Here is a 19,947-nt window from a genome sequence, read left to right as displayed (position 1 = left end):
GGACTGTACCCCCCTAAATAACGGGGACAAACCGACCAGTCCGACGCAACACCGAGGTAGCCTCGGCTCCAAGGACAGGTATGAGTCAATCCACGGACCTTCCGGACCCAGACCCGGAACAGCTTCGTCTGGCCGTCGAACGACTGCTTGACGAAACGGTTGACCGCGACGAGTCACTCCACATCACGGCCGATGATGTGTCGATTTCTATTCCAATGCGGTTCGGCTCGGACTCCCCGCAGGCGACGTGGCGGTTCGACGGCGACGTGACGATCTCAGTCGACGGTGTCCGAGGGCCACTCAGAGAGTGGGTCGATCTCCTCGAAGAGTAGCCGGCATCGGAGCTGAGATCCGCGGAACGGCTCGACGTAGGGCCGGAGATCGAGCTCCAGCGTCCACGTCGGGCGGTCCTGTTCGACGAGCTGTGTTGTCGGATGATTTCGTCGGAATTGAGAGACGACTGTGCGTCGCGGTCGGCTGCGTCCGCGTCGCTTGGCGGGAGAATCTGGCGTCCGCGTCGCTTGGCGGGAGAATCTGGCCGTCGATGATGACGTGGGCGACGTGAATGCCTTCGTGGATGAATGTTCTGGCCAGCGATTCGCCGAGACCCGGACCGAAACCTGCGATGACTGCTGTCCGTGGCACATGCACGCGAGCGGCTATGGGTGGCTGAAAGTATGGTCACAGCGTCGGTGCAGAACGGAGGTCACCAATATCCACGGTGACGCCAGAAACCCAGAGTGCTGTTTCAGTCGTCTCCTCCGTGTGTGTGGCCGATATACAGTGTTACGGCGTTGAAGACGACGAGTGCGACGAACGCGATTCGCGTCGCCCCGGAGTTCAGGCCGGTAATCAGTAGCGGGAGATACAGAAACGGGAGCGCAATCGCTGTCCAGAACGCGAGACCGCGAACGGCGGTGGCGAGTGACTCGTCGAACTCCGGCACGGACTCATCAAACTGGGCGAGTAATTCGTATGCGGACGAACTTGACATGTGGAGGACCTATTCCCGGCTTCTACTGGAGAGAGCTTATAACCGCTAGAGGTTTCCATCCGTTTCGCTTCGTTTCATGCACAGCGGTTCCCTAGCCGCTCATTTTACGACCGACTGAGCGGCGCTTAGACGTTTTATCGGCGATGGAAATCTGGCATGATATGCTGTCTCACTCCTGATCTCGACGATGACTCCGGTGGACGTGTACGACCGATTACGGCCCGAGTAGTGACACGGTTACGTCGTGTTCTGTATCGATTAGTGCCGTGCTATCGACGACGTAATCCGGAAGCGACTCACGCCACTCGGCGAGTCGTTGCTCGTGGTAGGTCCGATGGCGCTCCACCGAGTACGCCTCATCGTCGTCGGCACGGAGCTCGTCAGCGGTGTCATCGGGCGTCGGATACGACGGTGCATCCGTAGCCAGCAGCGAGTCAGGATCGATGTGAATCGTGTCATCGTCGTCGTCGGGCTGGACGACGTGGAGACGCGCCCGCATTCGACCGCTGAACGGCGGTGTGACGCGTAACACGGTCTCTGATCCGTCCGCAGTCGCTTCAATGGCTGCGACGAGATCAGTGACACTTATCGCGAGTGATTTGATGTCTGTCGGGTCGGTGTCCATGGCTGAGTCTGTAGGTTCCATTAGTTCAGGCTGTTACATTCGGCTGCTGTAGTCCCAAGTGTGGAGTCGGTCGGGCGTAATCGTGATCTGTATCTCGCGGCGGTCGGGTGCAAGCAGTTGTTCAGCTAGCGGTGAGTCGGTTCCGCCGAGGTAGCGGTGCAACAGGTCGGTGAGCACTGTCTTGTCCGCATCCGTTGCCATCGTCGCTGTTCCGTTGCCTCTGACGCCGCGGTACGGCGGCTCGTTCGTCGAGACTTCAAACGAGACATCGGCGTTATAGTCGAGGTAATCGACAACTGCCGCGTCCGCCCCGGTCGCACACTCGAAGACTCCGTCAACGAACCGATACCAAAGCGAGAGCATCCATGGCCTGTCTGCTGGTGTCAGGCACCCGAGACGGAGTGGCACAGTTTCGGTACTGAGAAACTGTTCCATCTCCTCGCTCGTCCACGGTCCGGAGACAGTCACCATACACACGGCATACGGTCGCCGCTATGTTAACATCTCTGGGATGAGTCACTGCAGTGTGACAGAACGGCCACAGGAAAACCAGCAGATCAACCGCAGATTCTCAAAATCGATAATCTGCTGGGTACCTTTATCTTGCTGTTCAGGAAAGTCACCGTGAGAGCAGTACGCAAGTCGACAGGAGGGACAACAAGTGCAAAAGCGCATTGAGACGGAGGAGGCAACGGTGCTCGTCGTCGACGATGAGCAAGATATTGCGGACCTGTATTCGACGTGGCTGCTGGCCGAACACGACGTTCGGACCGCACACAGCGGTACGGAAGCACTCCAGTTAGTCGACGCGTCCGTCGACGTGGTCTTTCTGGACCGACAGATGCCCGACATGAGTGGTGATGCAGTCCTCGATACCATCGCCGAACGCGGTATTGACCCCGCAGTCGTGATGGTAACGGCTGTGGACCCGGACTTCGACATCGTCGAGATGCCCTTTGATGAGTACCTGACCAAGCCGGTCAGCCGCGAGGACCTCCTCAGCACCGTCTCGGAGATGCTCGTTCGGACCACGTACGACGATCAGGTGCAGGAGTACTTCGCCGTGGCCTCGAAGAAAGCGACCCTCGAAACCCAGAAGAACACACCGCAACTCGAAGCCAGCGACAAGTACCAAACCGTCAGCGAACGACTCGAAGAACTCCGCGAAAGAGCCGACACCACGGCCGCAGAGATTGACGACTTCGAAGCCGTGTTTCAACAGTTCCCCGGTAGCGGCCTCTCGTCGAGCTGATCGCTGGCGATTCTTGTTCGGTGAAACTGCGATATAATCTCTGGAACAGCCATGACGAACGTAACCGCGTTTGAGAACTCACCGCTGCGGCGATCTGTTCGCTCGGAACACCACTGCTTGCACTGATATAGCGCTGTCTGGCCGGTTCGTGACAGAGGCTCCAGTGACGACTTATCGATGGTATCTGGAAAATGCCCGGGGAGGGCTCCGAACCCTCGATCTCCGCATGGCCCAGGTCTGGGGCGTGACGAGCGCCCCGGGGTCATGACGGGTGCACTGCCGCATGAGTCAAGAGACCCTATGAGTGCGGCGCTATGTCCAGCTAAGCCACCCGGGCGCGGGTGCATTCAGGCGTTGGCCGTTAGCCGTCTTGAAGGTTCTCATCTCTGCCGGGACTGTGGCACAGTCCCACGCTGCGTGGGCGCATCGGCGCTGATACTCGACCCGCGGATTTAAGCCATCACGCAGGTATGCAGGCAGTATGGAGATACCAGACCTCGTCCAACAGGAACTCGGGGACGAGGAGATCCGGGGCGGTGTCAACCTCGGCGACGAAGACGCGGCCTGTTTCACATCGACCCGGACGCTCGTCTACCGCGGTGAGGGTCTTCTCAGCGACGAGAAGGTCGCCAGCTATCCGCACGACTTTGAACGGCTCACGGTCTCGGAGGGTCGACGCAAGACCAAGTTCTCGCTCGTTTACACCAGTGAGAAGCTCGAACTATCTGTTCCCGGGAGCCGCGGTGATGCCGTCCTCGAACGGTTGCTCGAAGGGAAGCTCACTGTCTCGGGTGGCATCGCCCCCGACGAGAGTCTCGCTGGCGTGTTCCGATTCAGCGAACTCACGCTGGTCGTTACCGACCGCCAACTGCTCAAGCACATCGGCAACGTCACTTGGGACGCCGACTACGAGGCGTTCTCTTTTGACGATATGACCGGCTTGGAGTTCGAAGAGGGCAGCGTCGCTACGGCTGTCGTGCCCTCGTTTAACGAGCGCCCGGAGCGCATCAAAGCGCCGTCCGAGCAGGCACCGATGGTCCGGAAAACACTCGAAGAAGCACTCTTCGCGTACCACGAGGTCGATTCACTCGCTGATCTCAACGCCAAAGTTGGAGCCGACCCCGAGAAGAATGCCGACGAAGCCGGCAACGGTCTCGGCCTCGAATCCGGTATCGACCCGCTTGTGAGCAACGACGACGAAGGCGGTGACGATTCTGAACGCGAGTCCGCGAGCGCCGGCGCGCAGGCTGCGACCGCATCGACCAGCGACCAGAGGACGACTACCGAAGCCACGACGGAGACACAATCCGGAGACACGTCTCGCATCGACACTGAACCGGTCGAGTCAGACACCGCTGCAGACTCCGATATCGCTGAACTCGAAGCGGAGGTCGCCGAGCTGACCGCCGCTGTCGAGGCCCAGAACGAACAGCTCCAGAAACAGGAGCGCACGATCAAACAGCTCATCAAGGAACTCCGACAGGGCCGCTGAACCGTTTCTGCTTTCGACTGCAACCGTCCTTCTGGGGTCGCGGCCGCGGCTTCGCTACTGGCGGCTCACTCCGTTCACCGCTTGTCTAACGAGGGTCACTCCCTACGGTCGCGCCCCTCTATTTTCGAGGTTGTGACCGCTATCGTGGCCACGACCGCGCTACTCCCGCCCTAACACTTTCCGAATACACGTCGATCCGAACGGGCCCAGTTCGCCGCCGTCGAACTGGACGAAGTGGCCCGTGCTGATAGCCGCCCCGCAGCGCTGACACGAGAACTCCCCCTCACGGACGATGACGTCGCTGTCGAAGTTGACGTACGACCTCTGTGATCGCGGGCGGACGACGCCGTTTTCGCGCTCGAGAAGGCCCCGCATCACTGCGGTGTCGAGGATTTCGCGCTGGACCTGTGGGTTGGTCGTCACCGTCTCGATGCGGTCGAGAGCGTCGGCGACGGACAGCTCCCCGTGTTCCAGATGGGCGAGCAGTTCGACACCGAGTTCGACCGGGTCTCCCGTCTCGGACACAATCGCCGTTTCAACCCCCAACAACCTAAAAGATACCACAAAGCGTTTGTCGATTGCTACCGCTGGATTGGGTAGATGGACCGCCTCGCGAAGCGACAGCTGGTCGGAACTGCCGGGCTGGTGGTAGTCGTCGCTGTCGCGACAACGCTGCTCACACCCGAGCGGGTGGTGGCCCAGACGATGCACCTCGCCGACCATCCTGTGTACCTCGCCGGCGTTATCGTCGGGCTGTATCTGGTCCGCCCGTTCTTCGCGTGGCCGACGATGCCGCTGTCCGCGTTTGTCGGGTTCGTCCTCGGGGTCAAATACGGCTTCCCGGTCGCGCTGATGGGCGCACTTGTCACCTGCCTCATCCCCTACCGGTTCGCGCTCCGGGCCGGCGAACAGGGTGGGATGTTCGGCTGGCTTGGGGATTCCGGTCGGCGAATCATCGAGGTGACCGGCGAGACGCGGGGCGTCCTCGCGGCGCGGCTCTCACCGGTTCCTGCGGACCCCGTCTCTTACGGAGCGGGGTTCGCCCGTGTCTCGCCGCGCTCCTTTGCCGTCGGAACGTTTCTCGGCGAGATTCCGTGGGTCGCCGTCGAGGTCACCGCGGGCGCGTCGCTGCGGTCGTTGACGCTCACTGGCCTCACTATCGACGCGCTCCCGCACGTCCTGCTGTTCTCGGCGGCGTTAGCTGTGCTGGTGCTTGCGGGGCCGGCCTATCGCCACGTCAGCGCCCCGAACTCATCGTGAACTCGAACTGCGCGCCGCCGCACTCGCTCTCTGCCACCGACACTGACCAGCCGTGGGCTTGTGCGACCTCGGCGACGATTGCCAGCCCGAACCCGGTCCCCGATTCGCTCGTGGTATAGCCGCGCTCGAACACGTCATCTCGCTCCTCCGGCGGGATACCGACGCCGTTGTCGGCGACGTAAAATCCGGTGTCCGTCGTTCCGACGGTGACCGTTATCGGTGCCGCGTTGTCTGCACAACGCTCGTCGTCCGATTGCGTCCGACCGCTCGTGGATCCATGCTCCACACTGTTCCGGAACAGGTTCTCGAACACCGTACGGAGCCGCGCCGCATCGGCTTCGATCATCGCCGTCCCGCGTTTTTCGAGCGTCGCTTCGCCGGTTTCGACATCGGCCCAAGCCTGACCCGCGAGGGCAGCGAGGTCCACCATCGCCATCTCACCGACCGTCTCACCCTGTCTGGCGAGCGTCAACAGGTCGTTGATGAGTTCGTCCATCCGGTCGGCCGCGGACTCCGCGGCCTCGAGATGTGAGACCTCTCCAGTCTCCTGAGCGACCGATATCCGCCCTTTGACCACGTTCAGCGGGTTTCGGAGGTCGTGGCTCACGACAGATGCGAACTCCGCGAGCTGTCGCTCCCTGTCTTTCCGGTCGCTGATATCGCGGATGACGCCCGCTGTACCGTTGAACTCCCCGTCCGCGGCTGGAAGCAACGCGATATGGATCTCGATAGGCGCGTGGTCTCCGGTTTGGTCGACAATATCCGTTTCGAAGGTCACGTTCCGCCGGGTCGGGTCAGACAGCATCGTCCGGATGAGCTCGCTGCCGCGGTTGATGTCCTCGCCGGCCATGATCGTGGAGATGTGTTCGCCGATGAGGTCGTCCGGTTCGAACCCCGTCAGCTGCTCTATCGCCTCGTTCACGTAGGTGAACACGCCCTCGTCGTCGAGCGTGTACACCGGGTCACCGACGGCCTCGATAATCGTCTCGTAGCGTTCGAGTTCCCGCTCGCGTTGCTTGCGCTCCGTCGTCTCGCGCATCACGCCGACCGAGCCGTCGAAGGTCCCGTCCTCGTCGAACAGCGGCGCGATCCTGTCCTCGTTGATTCGGACCGTCCCGTCGGCGGATATCGTCCGCATCTCGTAGGCAGCCCACGTCCGCTCGTCGTCGTCAAGCAAGTCTCGGATGAGTGCTGTCCCTCTCTCGACATCCGATTCAGGCATGAACCGAGCCGGATCTGAGCCAATAATCTCCGAGCGGTCGTGCCCCAGATGAGCGGCCATCGCCTCGTTTGCCATCTCTATCGTCCCGCCGGCGTCGAGGATGTACATCGGGTCTCCCACGTTCTCGACCAGCGTGCGATACTCCCTGAGCTCCCGCTCTCGGCGTTTCCGTTCGGTGATATCCCGGCCGATCCCGGCGATTCCGAACAGGTCGCCGCGCTCGTCTTCGATGAGCGACCCCTTGAATTCGTACTGGAGCATCTCGCCGTCAGCCGTCTCGACTCCGGCCTCAATAGTGCCGTCCCCGGTCTCCAGCGTCTCCTCGAATATCCGCCATAATTTCTCGTGGTCGGAATCCACGATGAGTTCCCCGATGTCCATCGACGCTAGCTTCTCGTTGGTGTAGCCGGTCACCGACGGGACGGTGTCGTTCCACCGGATCAGGCTTCCATCGGTACCGACCACGTAGAACATATCGTCGACGGAGTCGATGAGCTTCTCGGTAAATGCCCGCTGATTCGCGAGTTCACGCTCGCGCTCTTCGCGCGCAGTTACATCAGTGATGAATCCTTCGAGGATTTCGACGCCGTCGTCGTCAGTACCGACAACACGTCCGCGCTCCCACATCCAGCGGGTCTCACCATCGGCCGTCTCGATCTGGTAGGAGACTTCAAACGGCTCGTTGGCGGCGATACAGGTCTGGACCGTCTCCCAGAGCTGCTCTTTTTCCGAATCCTTGATGAGCGTCCCCCAAGACACGTCGCCGCTTTCGAGCGCCTCAGAACTGTAGCCCACCAGCTCCGCTGCACCGTCGCTGACGAACTGCATCGGCCAATCGGATTCGTTTCGTGCGCGATACACCATCCCCGGGAGGTTCGAAATGAGCGTCGACAGCATCCGCTCGGACTCTTCGAGCGCTGTTTTCGCCCGGCGCTCCCCCACAGCCCGCTCGATACGGTTAGCAAGCACGGCGTACTGGTCCGTCCCGACCCCCTTCTGGAGGTATTCGGTGACGCCGGCGGAGATCGCGTCACTCGCGATTTCCTCGTTTCCCTTGCCGGTAAAGAGAATAAACGGTAGCTCCTCGTACTCCTCGCGGACGACCTTCAGAAATTCGAGCCCGTCCATGTCCGGCATGTCGTGGTCGCTGACGACACAGTCGAACGTATGCTCGGACAATCGCTCTAACCCATCTGTTGCGCTTCGCTCGGTACAGACAGAGATACTCCCGTGAGTTTGCTCCAGATGGACCGCAACGAGATCGCCAAGGTCGGGGTCGTCGTCGACGTGCAGCACCGAAATCTCGTCCCCGTGACCACTCATATCACTTCTTTCGTTGTTCCAAGATATTAAACCCGCGAGCGGATCGTCAGTAGAACGTGTCAGCGCAGTCATACACGACGCCGTGCTCCGGACAGACGTACTTGCAGTGTCGGTGGTACATTGCCCGCTCACAGAGCGGACAGGGCCGACCGCCGGGCTGCTCGTCCATGATTCCGTAGAACAGCTCCGCTCGCTTGTGTCTTCCGGAGTTTCGGAACAGAATCAGGACGAAATTGGAACAATCCCTTTTGCGGGGTAGACCGTCGGTACAGCCATGACTGACGACCTCCTCGACTCGCCCGGCGGTCGGCTGCTGGTCAGCGTCGCCGCAGCTGTCGCGGGCTTAGCCGGCTCCTACGCGGTCACCGGCTACGCGCCCACGTTCATCGCATCGCCTATCGAACGGACGCTCGCGCGGTCAATGCCCGGCGTCGTCGTTTCGACCGCTATCTCGACGCTCGGCAGTCTCGGCCAGCAGCTCAATCTCCTGCTCGCTATCGGCCTCGCGGGGCTGTTCATCGCGCTGGCGGCCAGAGCGGCCATCCTCACCGGCCAGTTGGCGAACAACCGCGCCCTCCCAGTCGTTGGAACGGCTGTCGTGACGTGGGTCGTCAGCGTCGTTCTCACTGGCGAAGTCATCCTCGCCGCCGGCCCAGCGGTTCCCGCCGCCGCTGTCGTCGGACTGGCACAGGCACTCGACAGATTCGGTGGGCAGGCGTCGCCTATTTCCTCGAAGCGCAGACGGGCGCTCTCGACGGTCGGGGTGGCCGTCGGCGCGGCGACAGTCGGCTACACGACTGGCAATCAGCGGTCAATCGCTGCGACGGGTGACGATGCGCCCGCACTCACTGCGCCGGGGGCTGATCTCGACGACGTCGACGAGAAGCTTGCCGCCGCGGCAGACTCCTCCCTAGACCTTGGCGACATCGACCCGCTGGTCAGCGAGAGCTTCTATGAAGTCGATATCAACTCCATCGATCCGGAGCTCTCGGCCGCGGACTGGTCACTCTCCATCACTGGTGCCGTCGAAGAGGAGGTCACGCTCACCTACGAAGACCTGCTGGGGATGGACGCCGAGAACCGGTTCGTCACGCTCCGCTGCGTCGGCGAAAGCCTCAACGGCTACAAGACGGACACCGCGCTGTGGACCGGCGTTCCCGTCGACAGTCTCCTCGACGAAGCCGGCGTCCAGAGCGGCTGTGAATGTGTCATGCTCCGGGCCGAGGACGACTACTACGAGGAGTTCCCCATCGACGCGCTCCGGGGCGGGCTGCTCGCCTACGGCATGAACGGGAAGATTCTCCCACGCGGCCACGGCTACCCCGTCCGGGCGCTGGTCCCCGGCCACTGGGGCGAAGTCAACGTCAAGTGGCTCTCTGAGATCGAAGTGCTTGACGAGGAGGCCGACGGCTACTGGGAGAAACGCGGCTGGCAGGGGACCGGTCCGGTCAATCCGGTCGCCAAACTCCACCACGAATCGATGCTCCCAGACGGCCGCCGGCGTATCGGCGGCCACGCGTACGCCGGCTTACGCGGCGTCCAGCGCGTCGAGGTCTCGACCGACGACGGCGAAACGTGGGCCAACGCGGACCTCTCCGAACAGTTGCCCGCGGCCAGCGGCGACGGCCCCGCCGAGGACGCGTGGCGACAGTGGGAGTACACCTACGACCCGCCGACTGGCGGCCACACTGTTGTCGTTCGGATGGTCGACCAGCGCGGCGAGGTCCAGCCCGAGGAGGAAACCGATTCCTACCCCAGTGGTGCCTCGGGGTGGGTGTCCAAAGAATACGCATAACTCGAAGCGAGCGGCACATACCGCTCTGGTCCCTATCACGAGTATGGACGAGACGATTGCGGGCGAGGTCATCCACGTCGTCCCACCGGCCGACCACGAGGACTACGACTTCGAGCCCGAGATGGCGTCGCTCGCGGACTCACGCTACGTCATCGTCTGTCGCAAGGGCGGCAAGCCGTCGTGGTTTGAACGGATCACGGCCTTTCTCCGCCGCCAGCCAATCGAGCCAGTGACGCTTGTCGCTGACTCGGAAGCCGAGGAGGGCACAGAAATCACGGCGACTGTCGAGGAAACGACGATTACCGGCGTGTACAACGTCACGGAGTTTCGATAGCAGAACGCGACGGGACATCGCGAAGCGAAAAGAAACGGGTCTCAGCCGCAGCGAAATCCGAATCCGCGTATCAGGCGGTAGCGTTCAGCACTCGGACCAGCCACAGGACTCGCAGGTCTTGCAACCCTCTGAGTAGTACAGCGACAGCGAGCCACAGTCAGGACACTCCGGACTCTCGCCGGCGTCGATGATGTCTTGCTGGTCGCCGCTCGGTTCGGATGCGGCGGCCGCGCCGCCGTCGGTCTGGGTCTGCGTGGCGGTCTCGCCGTCCGCTTTTTCGGCAGTTTCCTCTAGCGTGGTCTGGTCGGGGTAGGCCTTGTCGACATCGCCGTCGAGGTAGCGTCGCAGGGCCGTGCCGATGGCGTCCGGGATGGACTGGATCTGTTCGCCCTTGTCCCAAGCGACCTTCGGCGACCGGATGCCCTGCAGTTCGTCGGCGATCTCCTCGGGGTCGACGCCCGAACGGAGTGCCGTCGAGATGGTCTTCGCCAGCGCCTCGGTGAAGGAGGCGGTGAAGCCGCCGGAGTTACCGATGTTGGCGAACAACTCGAACGGCCGGTCGGCCTCGGGGTCTTCGTTGATGTTGACGTAGAGCTTCCCGTAGCCGGTGTCGATACGCTGGGTCACGCCGTGGAGCACGTCCGGTCGGGTCTGCTTCTCGGCGTATTCGGCGTCCCCGTCGGCGACACCGAGCACCTGTTCGATGGAGTCATCGATGGCCGCCTGTACGGCGTCGGCTTCGAGGAAGCCCTCGATACCGCCGAAGACCTCCTCGATCTGGGCGACGATTTCGTCGGCGTCCATGTCCGAGAACTCCGTGTTCTGGGCGCGCGTCGTCAGCACCTGCTTGCTGCGGGTGCCGTCGCGGTAGTAGGTGACGCCCTTGCCGCCGTGGTCGTAGATATACTCGAACACCTCGGCGGCGTCGCCGATGGTGGAGTCGTTGGGAGCGTTGACCGTCTTCGAGATGGCGGAGTCGACGCCCTCCTGACAGGCCACCTGAATACCTGCGTGCTGCTTCGCGGAGAGGTCGCCCGTCGTGACGAACAGCTCGCCGATAGCGTCGGGCACGGTCGTCAGCCCGTCGACGCCGTCGAACTCGTTGTTGCCCATCTGCTTCTGGGCCTCCTGCTTGACGGCCTCAACGTCGATGTCGTTGTCCTCCAGCGCGCGGAGGAAGTAGTCGTCGAACTCCACGAGCATCTCGTCGCCCTGCACGTCGTCGGAGACGTTCTTGTAGTAAGCGACGTTGTAGATGGGCTCACAGCCGCCGGTGGTGTTGCCGATCATCGAGGTCGTCCCGGTCGGCGCGATGGTCGTCGTGTTGTGGTTGCGGATGGCGTAGCCGTCAGCCCAATCGTCGGCGTCTTCGCCGGTCTGCTTCTCGAACCACTCGGGGTACGCCGTCGGGTTCGCGTACTTGGAGTTCTCCCACTCGCTGAAGACACCGCGGTCCTCGGCGAGTTCGTGGCTCGCGGCCTTCGACCCGTGGTTGATGTGCCGCATCGTCTGGCGGGCGATCTCGTTGGCCTCGTCGGTCCCGTAGGCGACGCCGAGCTGGATGTACAGCTGGGCCAGTCCCATGATACCGAGGCCGATTTTCCGCATCTCCCGGACCTTCTGCTCGATCTTCTCGACCGGGAAGTCGGACATCGTGACGACGTTTTCGAGGAAGCGGGTGCCGAGTTCGATGCGTCGGTCGAACTCGTCCCAGTCGATGGCGTCCTCGAGGAACGCGTCGATGGCGGCTTCCATCGAGTCGTATTCGTCGGCGTGGGCCTCCGACCAGACGCGCCAGTCCGGCGCGTCCTCGGCGGCCAGCGTCGAGAGATTGATGTGCCCGAGGTTACAGGCCTCGTACTCCTCCAGTGGCTGCTCGCCGCAGGGGTTCGTCGCGAGAATCTCGTGGTCCGGGTGTTCCTCCACGTCGAAGGAATGCTGCTTGTTCACCCGTTCGAGGTAGATAACGCCGGGCTCGCCGTTCTCGTGAGCGCCCTCGACGATATCGTCCCAGAGTTCCTCGGCCGGGATCGAGAGTTCCTCGCCGACCTCGACGTGTTCGCCGAGACCGAACATGTCGTACAGTTCCTTCGTCTCCTCGGTGACGATGTGGGCATCGCCCGTTCGCGGATTGGTGAAGGTGAATTCTTCGCCGGCCTTCAGCGCCTCCATGAAGTCGTCGGTGACGCCGACGGAGATGTTGAAGTTCGAAAGGTGGCCCTCGACGGCGTTACGGAGGTGTTTGGGCACCTTTCCGTCGTCGTCGATGAGCTCGCGGGCTTCCTCCAGCGCTTCCGCGAAGGAGTTGTGCGTGAAGTCGTCCGGGTCGTTCAGGCGCAGCGTCTCGGCCAGCGAGACGTCCTTGTTCTTGGCGTGGATGAACTGGATGACGTCGGGGTGGGAGACGCGCATGACGCCCATCTGGGCCCCGCGGCGGGCACCACCCTGTGCGATGGTCTCGCACATCTGGTCGTAGGTCCGCATGAACGTGATTGGTCCGGAGGCGATGCCGCCGGTCGAGCCGACGGGGTCGCCGTACGGGCGGAGCTTCCAGAACGCGTAACCCATGCCACCGCCGGACTGGAAGACCTGTGCGGCCTCCTTGGCGGTCTGGTGGATGTCGTCGATGTCGTCGCCGGGCGAGTCGACGAAACAGGCGGAAAGCTGCTGGAGTTCGTCGCCGGCGTTCATCAGCGTCGGCGAGTTCGGCATAAAGGAGAGCTGCTCCATCTGCTCTTGGAAGGCGTCGGCGGTCGATTCGACGTGGTCGCGGACGCCCTCAGGCAGTTCCGGTACGACCGTCTCGTAGGCGAACTTGTTGACGTTGTAAACAGAGAGCTCAGTCTCGACATCGTCGTCGACGGACGTTCCTTTACCGAACACCTCGTCGGCGAGCTCGTCGCGGCGCGGATGGTCGGGCTTCAGCTGGTCCGGCGAGACGTGTACGTCGACGTCTTGTTTGTTGGCCTCGAACACGGCCTCGGCGAGTGCGATGTTCTTCGCGACACGGTCGAAGAGGTCTTCGGGTTCTTCGATAAGGTCGCCGTCGGCATCCTTCCGGAGGTAGCGAGCCGGAAGAATGTTGTGGTAGGCGTTGCCTGTGAGTCGCTCTTCGATCGTGTCACCGTCGGTACGTTTGATCGGCAGCGTGATCTCGTCGGCGGAAAGGTCGCTGTTACTCATCGCCCGCTCCTCCTCCCGACAGCGGCCGTCTGTCGGTCGATACCCCTCGTCGTAGCTACCCGTGATCCTGTCATTTCTGGCGGCGAATACGTATTCATCGATAGCGTTTAATCCTTCTTGTCTGCGATTCCGCGGTGGCCGTAGCGATCTCGAAAGTCGTGGCTACGGTGCTCGACGAACTGTGCTGGTGACGCGTGAAACGATAGTCGCGTACAACGGAATAGATGCCGTGGATTCTCCTTAATACTGTCCAGACCGAGGTGAAAGTGAAACCCCGACCCCATGAACCACCAGACGTGAGCGAGATATCCAGTGGAAACGAGCGGGGGTTCAGGGGTGGCAATATACGCTCACTAACCGTCCGTAGGGAGGGAGTAAGGCCGTGTCAGACGTACTGCCGTGGTGCGGTTTTGGCAGAACTTGTCTATCAGCCCGTGCGGTGGCGATTCAGTGTGTCGGTGCGCCGCTCTAGCCCCGGTTTGATCGCCCGCTATCGAGTCCGGTACACGAACGAGTCGGGGGTGAGAGGCGGGACGCTTACAGGCCTGTGGACCGAAGACATGTGCGTGCAGTACGACGGGCTCACCAAGGGAATCGCAGTGGTGTTCGGAGGCCTGACGGTCGTCCTGACAGCGGTGGGTCTCTTGATCAATCCCGCGGTGCTCTTTCTGGCGCTCATGTTCGGCGCGTCGACGTATTTCATGTACTACCACCTCAGCGGGAAGATGGCCGCGAGCCTCTACGAGCGGGTCGAGCGACAGGCAGCACAGAACACGGGAAACGCCCGTCGCGGTGGGTTCGGGGCTGGCCCGCGAGAGGAGTGGGAGCCGCCACGGGACGGTCGTCAGGCGCGCCGCTCGCGAGCGACTCAGAGCGGTCAGAGACGTCGCAGCCAAGCATCCGGACGACAGCGTCGCCAAGCGGCAAGCAGCCGGCAGCGCCGACAGCGGGTCCAATCATCAGGACCGAGTCCAGCGGAGGCCTACAAGCGACTGGGCCTTGATACGGATGCTGACCAGAGTACGATCAAGCGGGCCTACCGGGAGAAAGTCAAAGAGGTCCATCCCGACACCGACAGCGGGAGCGAGGCGGAGTTCAAGCAGGTGCAAGCGGCCTACGAGACGCTGACCGACGACTGACCGCAATTCCCATATACGCCGCTCCGAACCCGGACGTATGGACAGCGACACGCCGCCGCTCATTGTCGACATCGATGGGACGCTGACTGACGAAAGCCGAGCGATTGACCCTCGCGTCATGCCGGTCCTTCGTGAATGGCCAGCACGCGTCGTCATCGCGACCGGGAAAGCGATGCCGTTCCCGGTTGCGCTCTGTGAGTTCCTCGGCATCGAGCGGACGGTCGTCGCCGAGAACGGCGGTGTCGTGTTCGTCGAAGCTACCGACGAGCTCAGGCTGGAGGGCGACCACGAGGCGGCGCTTGCGGTCGGCGAGGCCTACCGCGATCTGGGTCACGATCTGGGGTTCGGACAGATCGATCTGGCAAACCGGTGGCGTGAGACGGAACTCGTCGTGTCGCTTGATCAGCCACTCGAACCACTAGAGGAACTGGCTGCAGCCAACGGGCTCGTCGTTCTCGATACCGGCTTCGCCTACCATGTGACAGATCCGGTTGTCGACAAGGGGACGGGCCTCGAAGCGGTGTGTGCGGAACTTGATCTGGAGCCGGAAGCGTTTCTGGCGGTCGGCGACTCGGTGAACGACGCCCAGATGTTCGATCTGGCCGGAGAGGCCGTAGCTGTTGCCAACGCTGACGAGACGGCGCTCGAACGGGCCGACCGAGTGACTGACGCGACCTACGGCGACGGATTTCTCGAAGCGGTCGCGCCGTACCGGGATTGACGGTCGTGTGACTGACGTTCGGACCAGTCGCTAAGCGGAATGGCGAACAGGTGACGCCATGACAGAGGACACGCGGAGCGGCGCCACACAATCGCGAACTCCGCGTGGCAGTTTAGTCCACGAGCCGTGCTGGCCACGCCATCGGATATAAATACCATCCCGAGCACTACTGTGAGAGACACACTCAGCCACCGGTCTCAGGAGTTCTCTGGAGCCGCAAATCCGGGGAAGGCTTATATCTGCCCCACAGTAACGGATGGATATGAGCCCCGACCGGGCTGTCCTCCGGCGCGCGCTTGACCGCGGCGAGCGGGAGGGCGGCAGCGTCGAGTTCAAAGAACGGCTCAGCGAGAATCTCCACTTGTCCGAGGGACGGCTCGAATCCCTCACAGCGCAACTGCGACATCGTGTTCTCTCCGGGGATGGGGAGGCGACCTACGTCGTCGGCGTCACTGACGACGGTGGTCTCGCCGGCATCTCGCCAGCGGAGTTCTCAGAGTCGATGGACGTACTCAGCCTGCTGGCAGAGGAAGCCGGTGCCCACATCGAGGAGGTGAAAACGTGGGGCGTCGACGGCGTCTCCGAGAACGGGTCGGCAGCCACCGATGGCACCGACGGCATCGTGGGCGTCGCGACGGTCTCAGAAGGGTCCGTTCTCGCGGACGATGACCACATCGTCGTCGGTACTGCCGGCCACGTCGACCACGGCAAATCCACGCTCGTGGGGTCGCTAGTCACTGGTGACGCTGACGACGGCGAAGGCGGGACCCGCGGATTTCTCGACGTTCAGCCACACGAGGTCGAGCGGGGGTTGTCTGCGGACCTCTCCTATGGCGTCTACGGCTTCGACGACGACGGCGAACCGATCCGCATGGATAACCCGCATCGGAAGGACGACCGGGCACGAGTCGTCGAAGCGTCCGACCGCCTCGTCTCCTTCGTCGACACCGTCGGACACGAGCCGTGGCTCCGGACGACGATCCGCGGCCTCGTCGGCCAGAAGCTCGACTACGGGCTCCTGACCGTCGCAGCCGACGACGGGGTGACCGAGACGACGCGGGAACACCTCGGTATTCTGCTGGCGACGGACCTCCCGACGATTGTCGCCATCACGAAACGCGACCTCGTCGACGAGGAGCGGGTCGCCGAAGTCGAACGCGATGTCGAGCAGGCATTGCGGGAGGTCGACAAGACGCCGCTCCGGGTGGAGCGCCACGGCGTCGACACGGCTATCGACGAGATCTCTGAGACCGTTGTTCCTGTCGTCACCACCAGCGCCGTCACAAAGGAGGGGCTGGACGACTTAGACGAGATGTTCGAGGCGTTGCCCAAGACCGCCGGCGAGGTGGGCGATTTCCGGATGTACGTCGACCGGACGTACAACGTTCAGGGAGTCGGTGCGGTCGCCTCGGGCACTATCAAATCCGGCGAGGTCGAGGCTGGCGACGAACTGCTGCTCGGGCCCATGCAGGACGGGAGCTTCCGCGAGGTCGAGGTCCGGTCTATCGAGATGCATTACCACCGGGTCGACGAGGCCAAGGCCGGCCGCATCGTCGGCATCGCGCTGAAAGGCGTCCGCGAGCCGGACATCGAGCGCGGGATGGTCCTGTTGCCGGGCGATGCAGACCCGTCGCCGGTACAGGAGTTCGAGGCCGAAGTGATGGTATTGAACCATCCGACCCGCATCGGCGACGGCTACGAGCCTGTGGTCCACCTTGAGACAGTCAGCGAGGCTGCGGCCTTCTACCCGGAGGGTGGTCAGTTACTCCCCGGCGATGCCGGGACGGCCCGTGTCCGGTTCAAATTCCGCTCTTACCTCGTCGAGGAGGGCCAGAAGTTCGTCTTCCGTGAGGGGAGTTCGAAAGGTGTCGGGACCGTCACCGACATCGATCCGGCGGCGTAGCGGCCCGCCGTCTCACCGAGACACACCGTCTTCAGTCGGCTGTCTGTAGCCATTAGCCGTTTTCTCGGCGAGTCCGAACAGCGCGGCCCACTCCAGCAGGTTCGCCGTGCGCTTCTGCCAGACCGCTTCCCAGTCGGTGTGACGTTCGCGCTCCCAGCGGGGAATCTCGTCCCGAAGCGCACCGAACGCAGTATCGGTGTCTACTGGCTCCGAACCGAGAGCGGCGAGGAGCACGTCGATACCGAAGACAGAGTCCTCGAACGCGGGTGCGAGCGCCGCGTCGCCGAGATCAGCTCTCGTCCGGTAGTATCCCCGGTCGCTCTCGGCGACCAGCCCCAGTGCCTGTAGCAAAACCAGATACTCTTGTGCTGTCTCGCGGTCGGACACGTCAGTCGCCGTCTGGATCGCTCGACAGCAGTCAGCCTCGCTGTCGGGGACGAGCGGAATCGCGTCTCTGGCGGTCTCCAGAAACGAGCGCGAGCGGGCCGGTGGTGCGACCTTGTAGCGCATACCCGATTACAGGCCGAAGCTCTCGGCTAACACGTTCTCGCTCGTCTCGCCGACCACGTGCGTGTCGCCGCCGACGACGTCGATGGTGACTGCGGCCGGGCCGAACAGTTCCACAGGGAGATCCGCGAAGTCCCAATCGACGTCCTCGAAGACGCCTTCCAGCGGCTCGTCGTACTTCGCGGCCGCGACGGACGGGACCTCATCGAAGCGGTCGAACGATTCGTCGACGGTGAGGTGGACCTCGCTGCCGTAGGCGAGGGCATCCGTCGTCCGGGCCATCGCGGTCGCTTCGTCGCCTGCGACCGGTGCGACCGGCGCGCGACCGCTGGCCGACAGCACCGACACCGGGTCGAAGCCGAGCTCGGCCAACCGGAAGACGGCCAGTTCGGCGGCCCGTGCCGCCGCGACGACGCTCCCAGTGACACTCGCCGTCGCGAACGACGGGAGAAACACGCCTGTTTCGGGGACGCCGGTTCGCTCGGCGACCTGACTGGCGACGGCCTCGTCCGGCAGTTCGTCGGTCTCCAGAGCTAGCACGGCGAAATCCGCGTCCTCGCGGTAGCCGATGCGCTGGAAGGCTTCCTCTTCGGCGACGAGCGCGCGTGCGGGACCGCTCCCGAGCGCCTCGAAACCGTCGACGGCCAGCTCCCAGCCGCCCTTCTGCGAGCACAGCAGGGCCAGCGCCGGGTGGTCCGTCGACAGTTCGACGTGGTTCAGTGGCGCGCCGGCGACGGTGTCCATCGTGGATTGCACTGTCGCCAGACCAGCCGTCTGGATTTCCGCGAGTAGCATCCCGGCCTCGACAGCGCCGGGGACTTCGACGCCGAAGTCCAGCACTGCAGCATCGCCCTCCAGACCGTGTACGTCTATCGTGAGTTCGTCAGCGAAGTCGATGGCCTCGTCGACGAGTTCCGTGGCCATCCGATTGAGACTGTCCATACGCCGTCTTTGGTACCCTCCCCTTTAATCTCCGCCTTCGGTCACGCCGCTTCTGGCCTCCCGTCCCAGATGCTTCTCGACGGCATCGACCTTGTCCCGCGCCTGCTGGTCGATGGTCCGCTTGTCGTCTATCTTCAGGAACGTGCTCACGCGGTCGGTCTGCTCGCCGACGGCCTCGTGAGCGGCGTGGGTGGCCGCAAACAGTTCCTTGCTGTCCTCGGCTTCGATTATTGTCCCCATCGGCGTCGTCTCGTACTCGACATCGAACGCCTCCAGCGCCGCGACGGCGTCGGCGACGTACGACGACATACTCCCTTCGATAACCGGTGCGACCGAGAGGAACCCTATGCAGGTCATACTCGGACGCACGCGCGCCCGAACCCTAAACCGCTCGCCTGCGGCGCGAATCTACCGTGGGTTCCCCCGTATTGGACATCCTCCCACGACAACTGCGGCTCACGCTGTTGTTCGAGACTGCTCGCCCACTCAGTTTCCTACTGCTCACAAAAGCCCCAAACGGGTGGCGTTGCTACTCGGCTTCCTCGATGGCCGCGCCGCGAGCGTTCGTTTTCACGCTCTGGAGGCCCTGTTTGGCCTTCTGCTTGGAAGCGTATCCCTGACCGCAGTCCGCGATTATCTCCCCGTTGTCGTGGCGGAGTCGCCAGCGGGCCTTCCCCTCGCTGTCTTTGAACAGTTCGAACGTCGCCTTACTGCCACCTTCTTCTTCGGCCGCCTCGTCTTTGGACTCGTCGACGACGTACGCGCCGGGTGCGTTGTTCTTGACGCTTTCGAGCCCCTGTTTGGCCTTCTGCTTGGAGGCGTAGCCCTCGCCGCCGTCGGCGATGATATTTCCGTTGTCGTGGACGAGTCGCCAGCGGTACTGTTCGGCGTTGTCCTCGTACACTTCGAACGTGGCCTTGCTCGCAACGACGTCCGTCGCCACTTCGCCCTCCGCTTCCTCCCACTCCATGTCGATTTCGAGACTGACAGTGCCGTCACCGCGCTCGACATCGACTTCGAAATCCGCCTCCGCTGGTGGGTCGACCGTCACAGTCTGCTCCTCATCGGCCGGGGCCGGCTCGCCGCGACTGAACCGATTCGCCAGCCGCCGGAAGTACGACGCAATACCTCTTCGACTCCGCGTTTCCTGTGACTCATGGACCGTCTCGTCTGTCATGCAGTTTCACTGTCGATGGGGGCCCAGATAATGGTACTCCCCACACGGTGGGTGATACCATCGACATTCGGACAGTTG

At 62.8% G+C, this 19,947-nt stretch carries 20 protein-coding genes and 1 tRNA gene; 9 read left to right on the top strand and 12 right to left on the bottom strand.

From position 1 onward, the window contains the following. The first annotated feature begins 80 nt into the window (after window positions 1-80). Complete coding sequence (locus tag Har1129_RS09425) at window positions 81-332, top strand: hypothetical protein (RefSeq protein ID WP_151100410.1); 252 nt, start codon at window positions 81-83, stop codon at window positions 330-332. A 416-nt stretch (window positions 333-748) separates the two neighbouring features. Here Har1129_RS09425 and Har1129_RS09415 read toward each other — a convergent pair whose 3' ends face one another. The 3 genes from Har1129_RS09415 to Har1129_RS09405 form a co-directional block, all read right to left on the bottom strand. Beyond that, window positions 749-994 (bottom strand): hypothetical protein, encoded by a 246-nt coding sequence (locus tag Har1129_RS09415; RefSeq protein WP_151100409.1) that lies wholly within the window; start codon window positions 992-994, stop codon window positions 749-751. A gap of 214 nt (window positions 995-1,208) precedes the next feature. Then, the gene (locus Har1129_RS09410) at window positions 1,209-1,619 is read right to left on the bottom strand and encodes a hypothetical protein (protein WP_151102125.1); all 411 of its coding nucleotides are present in this window, start codon (window positions 1,617-1,619) and stop codon (window positions 1,209-1,211) included. Between the two features lie 33 nt (window positions 1,620-1,652). Next, window positions 1,653-2,090: a pyridoxamine 5'-phosphate oxidase family protein gene (locus tag Har1129_RS09405; protein WP_151100408.1), complete on the bottom strand. Its 438-nt coding sequence runs from the start codon at window positions 2,088-2,090 to the stop codon at window positions 1,653-1,655. Between the two features lie 190 nt (window positions 2,091-2,280). Between Har1129_RS09405 and Har1129_RS09400 the strand changes: the two genes are divergently transcribed. After that, complete coding sequence (locus tag Har1129_RS09400) at window positions 2,281-2,871, top strand: HalX domain-containing protein (RefSeq protein WP_151100407.1); 591 nt, start codon at window positions 2,281-2,283, stop codon at window positions 2,869-2,871. A 192-nt stretch (window positions 2,872-3,063) separates the two neighbouring features. Here Har1129_RS09400 and Har1129_RS09395 read toward each other — a convergent pair. Then, window positions 3,064-3,208: transfer RNA gene (locus tag Har1129_RS09395), tRNA-Met, on the bottom strand. 144 nt (window positions 3,209-3,352) lie between these two features. On the opposite strand from Har1129_RS09395, the gene Har1129_RS09390 reads away from it, so the two are divergent. Next, window positions 3,353-4,363, top strand: a complete 1,011-nt coding sequence (locus tag Har1129_RS09390) for a hypothetical protein (protein ID WP_151100406.1) — start codon at window positions 3,353-3,355, stop codon at window positions 4,361-4,363. A gap of 159 nt (window positions 4,364-4,522) precedes the next feature. Here Har1129_RS09390 and Har1129_RS09385 read toward each other — a convergent pair whose 3' ends face one another. Continuing rightward, window positions 4,523-4,912, bottom strand: a complete 390-nt coding sequence (locus tag Har1129_RS09385; protein ID WP_151100405.1) for a DUF5830 family protein — start codon at window positions 4,910-4,912, stop codon at window positions 4,523-4,525. 51 nt (window positions 4,913-4,963) lie between these two features. On the opposite strand from Har1129_RS09385, the gene Har1129_RS09380 reads away from it, so the two are divergent. Continuing rightward, window positions 4,964-5,623 (top strand): TVP38/TMEM64 family protein, encoded by a 660-nt coding sequence (locus tag Har1129_RS09380; RefSeq protein WP_151100404.1) that lies wholly within the window; start codon window positions 4,964-4,966, stop codon window positions 5,621-5,623. Here Har1129_RS09380 and Har1129_RS09375 read toward each other — a convergent pair. Together Har1129_RS09375 and Har1129_RS21195 are read right to left on the bottom strand one after the other, a co-directional pair. Beyond that, window positions 5,601-8,168, bottom strand: a complete 2,568-nt coding sequence (locus Har1129_RS09375; RefSeq protein ID WP_151100403.1) for a PAS domain S-box protein — start codon at window positions 8,166-8,168, stop codon at window positions 5,601-5,603. The two genes, Har1129_RS09380 and Har1129_RS09375, sit on opposite strands and share 23 nt — an antisense overlap. Window positions 8,169-8,214: 46 nt before the next feature. After that, on the bottom strand, window positions 8,215-8,337 hold the full coding sequence (locus Har1129_RS21195) for an HVO_2523 family zinc finger protein (protein ID WP_004591539.1): 123 nt from the start codon (window positions 8,335-8,337) through the stop codon (window positions 8,215-8,217). Window positions 8,338-8,442: 105 nt separating this feature from the next. On the opposite strand from Har1129_RS21195, the gene Har1129_RS09370 reads away from it, so the two are divergent. Both Har1129_RS09370 and Har1129_RS09365 read left to right on the top strand, forming a co-directional pair. Next, window positions 8,443-9,963, top strand: coding sequence for a sulfite oxidase (locus tag Har1129_RS09370; protein WP_151100402.1), 1,521 nt, complete (start codon window positions 8,443-8,445; stop codon window positions 9,961-9,963). A gap of 43 nt (window positions 9,964-10,006) precedes the next feature. Then, window positions 10,007-10,297 carry a hypothetical protein gene (locus tag Har1129_RS09365; RefSeq protein WP_151100401.1) on the top strand — a complete coding sequence of 97 codons (291 nt, stop codon included), beginning with the start codon at window positions 10,007-10,009 and terminating at the stop codon, window positions 10,295-10,297. Between the two features lie 84 nt (window positions 10,298-10,381). Here Har1129_RS09365 and Har1129_RS09360 read toward each other — a convergent pair whose 3' ends face one another. Beyond that, window positions 10,382-13,480: an adenosylcobalamin-dependent ribonucleoside-diphosphate reductase gene (locus tag Har1129_RS09360; protein ID WP_151100400.1), complete on the bottom strand. Its 3,099-nt coding sequence runs from the start codon at window positions 13,478-13,480 to the stop codon at window positions 10,382-10,384. A 566-nt stretch (window positions 13,481-14,046) separates the two neighbouring features. Here Har1129_RS09360 and Har1129_RS09355 point away from each other — a divergent pair. The 3 genes from Har1129_RS09355 to Har1129_RS09345 all read left to right on the top strand — a co-directional run bounded on the left by Har1129_RS09355 (window position 14,047) and on the right by Har1129_RS09345 (window position 17,243). After that, window positions 14,047-14,619 (top strand): J domain-containing protein, encoded by a 573-nt coding sequence (locus Har1129_RS09355; protein ID WP_151100399.1) that lies wholly within the window; start codon window positions 14,047-14,049, stop codon window positions 14,617-14,619. A gap of 37 nt (window positions 14,620-14,656) precedes the next feature. Beyond that, window positions 14,657-15,340 (top strand): phosphoglycolate phosphatase, encoded by a 684-nt coding sequence (locus tag Har1129_RS09350; protein WP_151100398.1) that lies wholly within the window; start codon window positions 14,657-14,659, stop codon window positions 15,338-15,340. A 262-nt stretch (window positions 15,341-15,602) separates the two neighbouring features. Continuing rightward, on the top strand, window positions 15,603-17,243 hold the full coding sequence (locus Har1129_RS09345) for a GTPBP1 family GTP-binding protein (RefSeq protein ID WP_151100397.1): 1,641 nt from the start codon (window positions 15,603-15,605) through the stop codon (window positions 17,241-17,243). 12 nt (window positions 17,244-17,255) lie between these two features. Here the strand turns inward: Har1129_RS09345 and Har1129_RS09340 are convergent, their stop codons facing one another. The 4 genes from Har1129_RS09340 to Har1129_RS09325 all read right to left on the bottom strand — a co-directional run bounded on the left by Har1129_RS09340 (window position 17,256) and on the right by Har1129_RS09325 (window position 19,869). Continuing rightward, window positions 17,256-17,753, bottom strand: coding sequence for a hypothetical protein (locus Har1129_RS09340; RefSeq protein WP_151100396.1), 498 nt, complete (start codon window positions 17,751-17,753; stop codon window positions 17,256-17,258). A gap of 6 nt (window positions 17,754-17,759) precedes the next feature. Beyond that, window positions 17,760-18,692, bottom strand: coding sequence for a methenyltetrahydromethanopterin cyclohydrolase (gene mch, locus Har1129_RS09335; RefSeq protein WP_151100395.1), 933 nt, complete (start codon window positions 18,690-18,692; stop codon window positions 17,760-17,762). A gap of 24 nt (window positions 18,693-18,716) precedes the next feature. Further along, window positions 18,717-19,049, bottom strand: a complete 333-nt coding sequence (locus Har1129_RS09330; RefSeq protein WP_151100394.1) for an MTH1187 family thiamine-binding protein — start codon at window positions 19,047-19,049, stop codon at window positions 18,717-18,719. A 172-nt stretch (window positions 19,050-19,221) separates the two neighbouring features. After that, window positions 19,222-19,869 carry an HVO_2922 family protein gene (locus Har1129_RS09325; protein ID WP_151100393.1) on the bottom strand — a complete coding sequence of 216 codons (648 nt, stop codon included), beginning with the start codon at window positions 19,867-19,869 and terminating at the stop codon, window positions 19,222-19,224. Window positions 19,870-19,947: the final 78 nt, after the last annotated feature.

The sequence above is a fragment of the Haloarcula sp. CBA1129 genome (assembly GCF_008729015.1).
Classification (GTDB): Archaea; Halobacteriota; Halobacteria; order Halobacteriales; family Haloarculaceae; genus Haloarcula.
The sequence above is the reverse complement of the archived record's forward strand: the minus strand, read 5'-3'. Positions and strand labels throughout refer to the sequence as shown.

Excerpts from the sequence above, each read along its gene's own strand:
- Har1129_RS09425 (WP_151100410.1), top strand. The coding sequence starts at position 81 with ATGAGTCAATCCACGGACCTTCCGGACCCAGACCCGGAACAGCTTCGT.
- Har1129_RS09415 (WP_151100409.1), bottom strand. The coding sequence starts at position 994 with ATGTCAAGTTCGTCCGCATACGAATTACTCGCCCAGTTTGATGAGTCC.
- Har1129_RS09410 (WP_151102125.1), bottom strand. The coding sequence starts at position 1,619 with ATGGACACCGACCCGACAGACATCAAATCACTCGCGATAAGTGTCACT.
- Har1129_RS09405 (WP_151100408.1), bottom strand. The coding sequence starts at position 2,090 with ATGGTGACTGTCTCCGGACCGTGGACGAGCGAGGAGATGGAACAGTTT.
- Har1129_RS09390 (WP_151100406.1), top strand. The coding sequence starts at position 3,353 with ATGGAGATACCAGACCTCGTCCAACAGGAACTCGGGGACGAGGAGATC.
- Har1129_RS09380 (WP_151100404.1), top strand. The coding sequence starts at position 4,964 with ATGGACCGCCTCGCGAAGCGACAGCTGGTCGGAACTGCCGGGCTGGTG.
- Har1129_RS09375 (WP_151100403.1), bottom strand. The coding sequence starts at position 8,168 with ATGAGTGGTCACGGGGACGAGATTTCGGTGCTGCACGTCGACGACGAC.
- Har1129_RS21195 (WP_004591539.1), bottom strand. The coding sequence starts at position 8,337 with ATGGACGAGCAGCCCGGCGGTCGGCCCTGTCCGCTCTGTGAGCGGGCA.
- Har1129_RS09370 (WP_151100402.1), top strand. The coding sequence starts at position 8,443 with ATGACTGACGACCTCCTCGACTCGCCCGGCGGTCGGCTGCTGGTCAGC.
- Har1129_RS09365 (WP_151100401.1), top strand. The coding sequence starts at position 10,007 with ATGGACGAGACGATTGCGGGCGAGGTCATCCACGTCGTCCCACCGGCC.
- Har1129_RS09360 (WP_151100400.1), bottom strand. The coding sequence starts at position 13,480 with ATGAGTAACAGCGACCTTTCCGCCGACGAGATCACGCTGCCGATCAAA.
- Har1129_RS09350 (WP_151100398.1), top strand. The coding sequence starts at position 14,657 with ATGGACAGCGACACGCCGCCGCTCATTGTCGACATCGATGGGACGCTG.
- Har1129_RS09345 (WP_151100397.1), top strand. The coding sequence starts at position 15,603 with ATGAGCCCCGACCGGGCTGTCCTCCGGCGCGCGCTTGACCGCGGCGAG.
- Har1129_RS09340 (WP_151100396.1), bottom strand. The coding sequence starts at position 17,753 with ATGCGCTACAAGGTCGCACCACCGGCCCGCTCGCGCTCGTTTCTGGAG.
- mch (WP_151100395.1), bottom strand. The coding sequence starts at position 18,692 with ATGGACAGTCTCAATCGGATGGCCACGGAACTCGTCGACGAGGCCATC.
- Har1129_RS09330 (WP_151100394.1), bottom strand. The coding sequence starts at position 19,049 with ATGACCTGCATAGGGTTCCTCTCGGTCGCACCGGTTATCGAAGGGAGT.
- Har1129_RS09325 (WP_151100393.1), bottom strand. The coding sequence starts at position 19,869 with ATGACAGACGAGACGGTCCATGAGTCACAGGAAACGCGGAGTCGAAGA.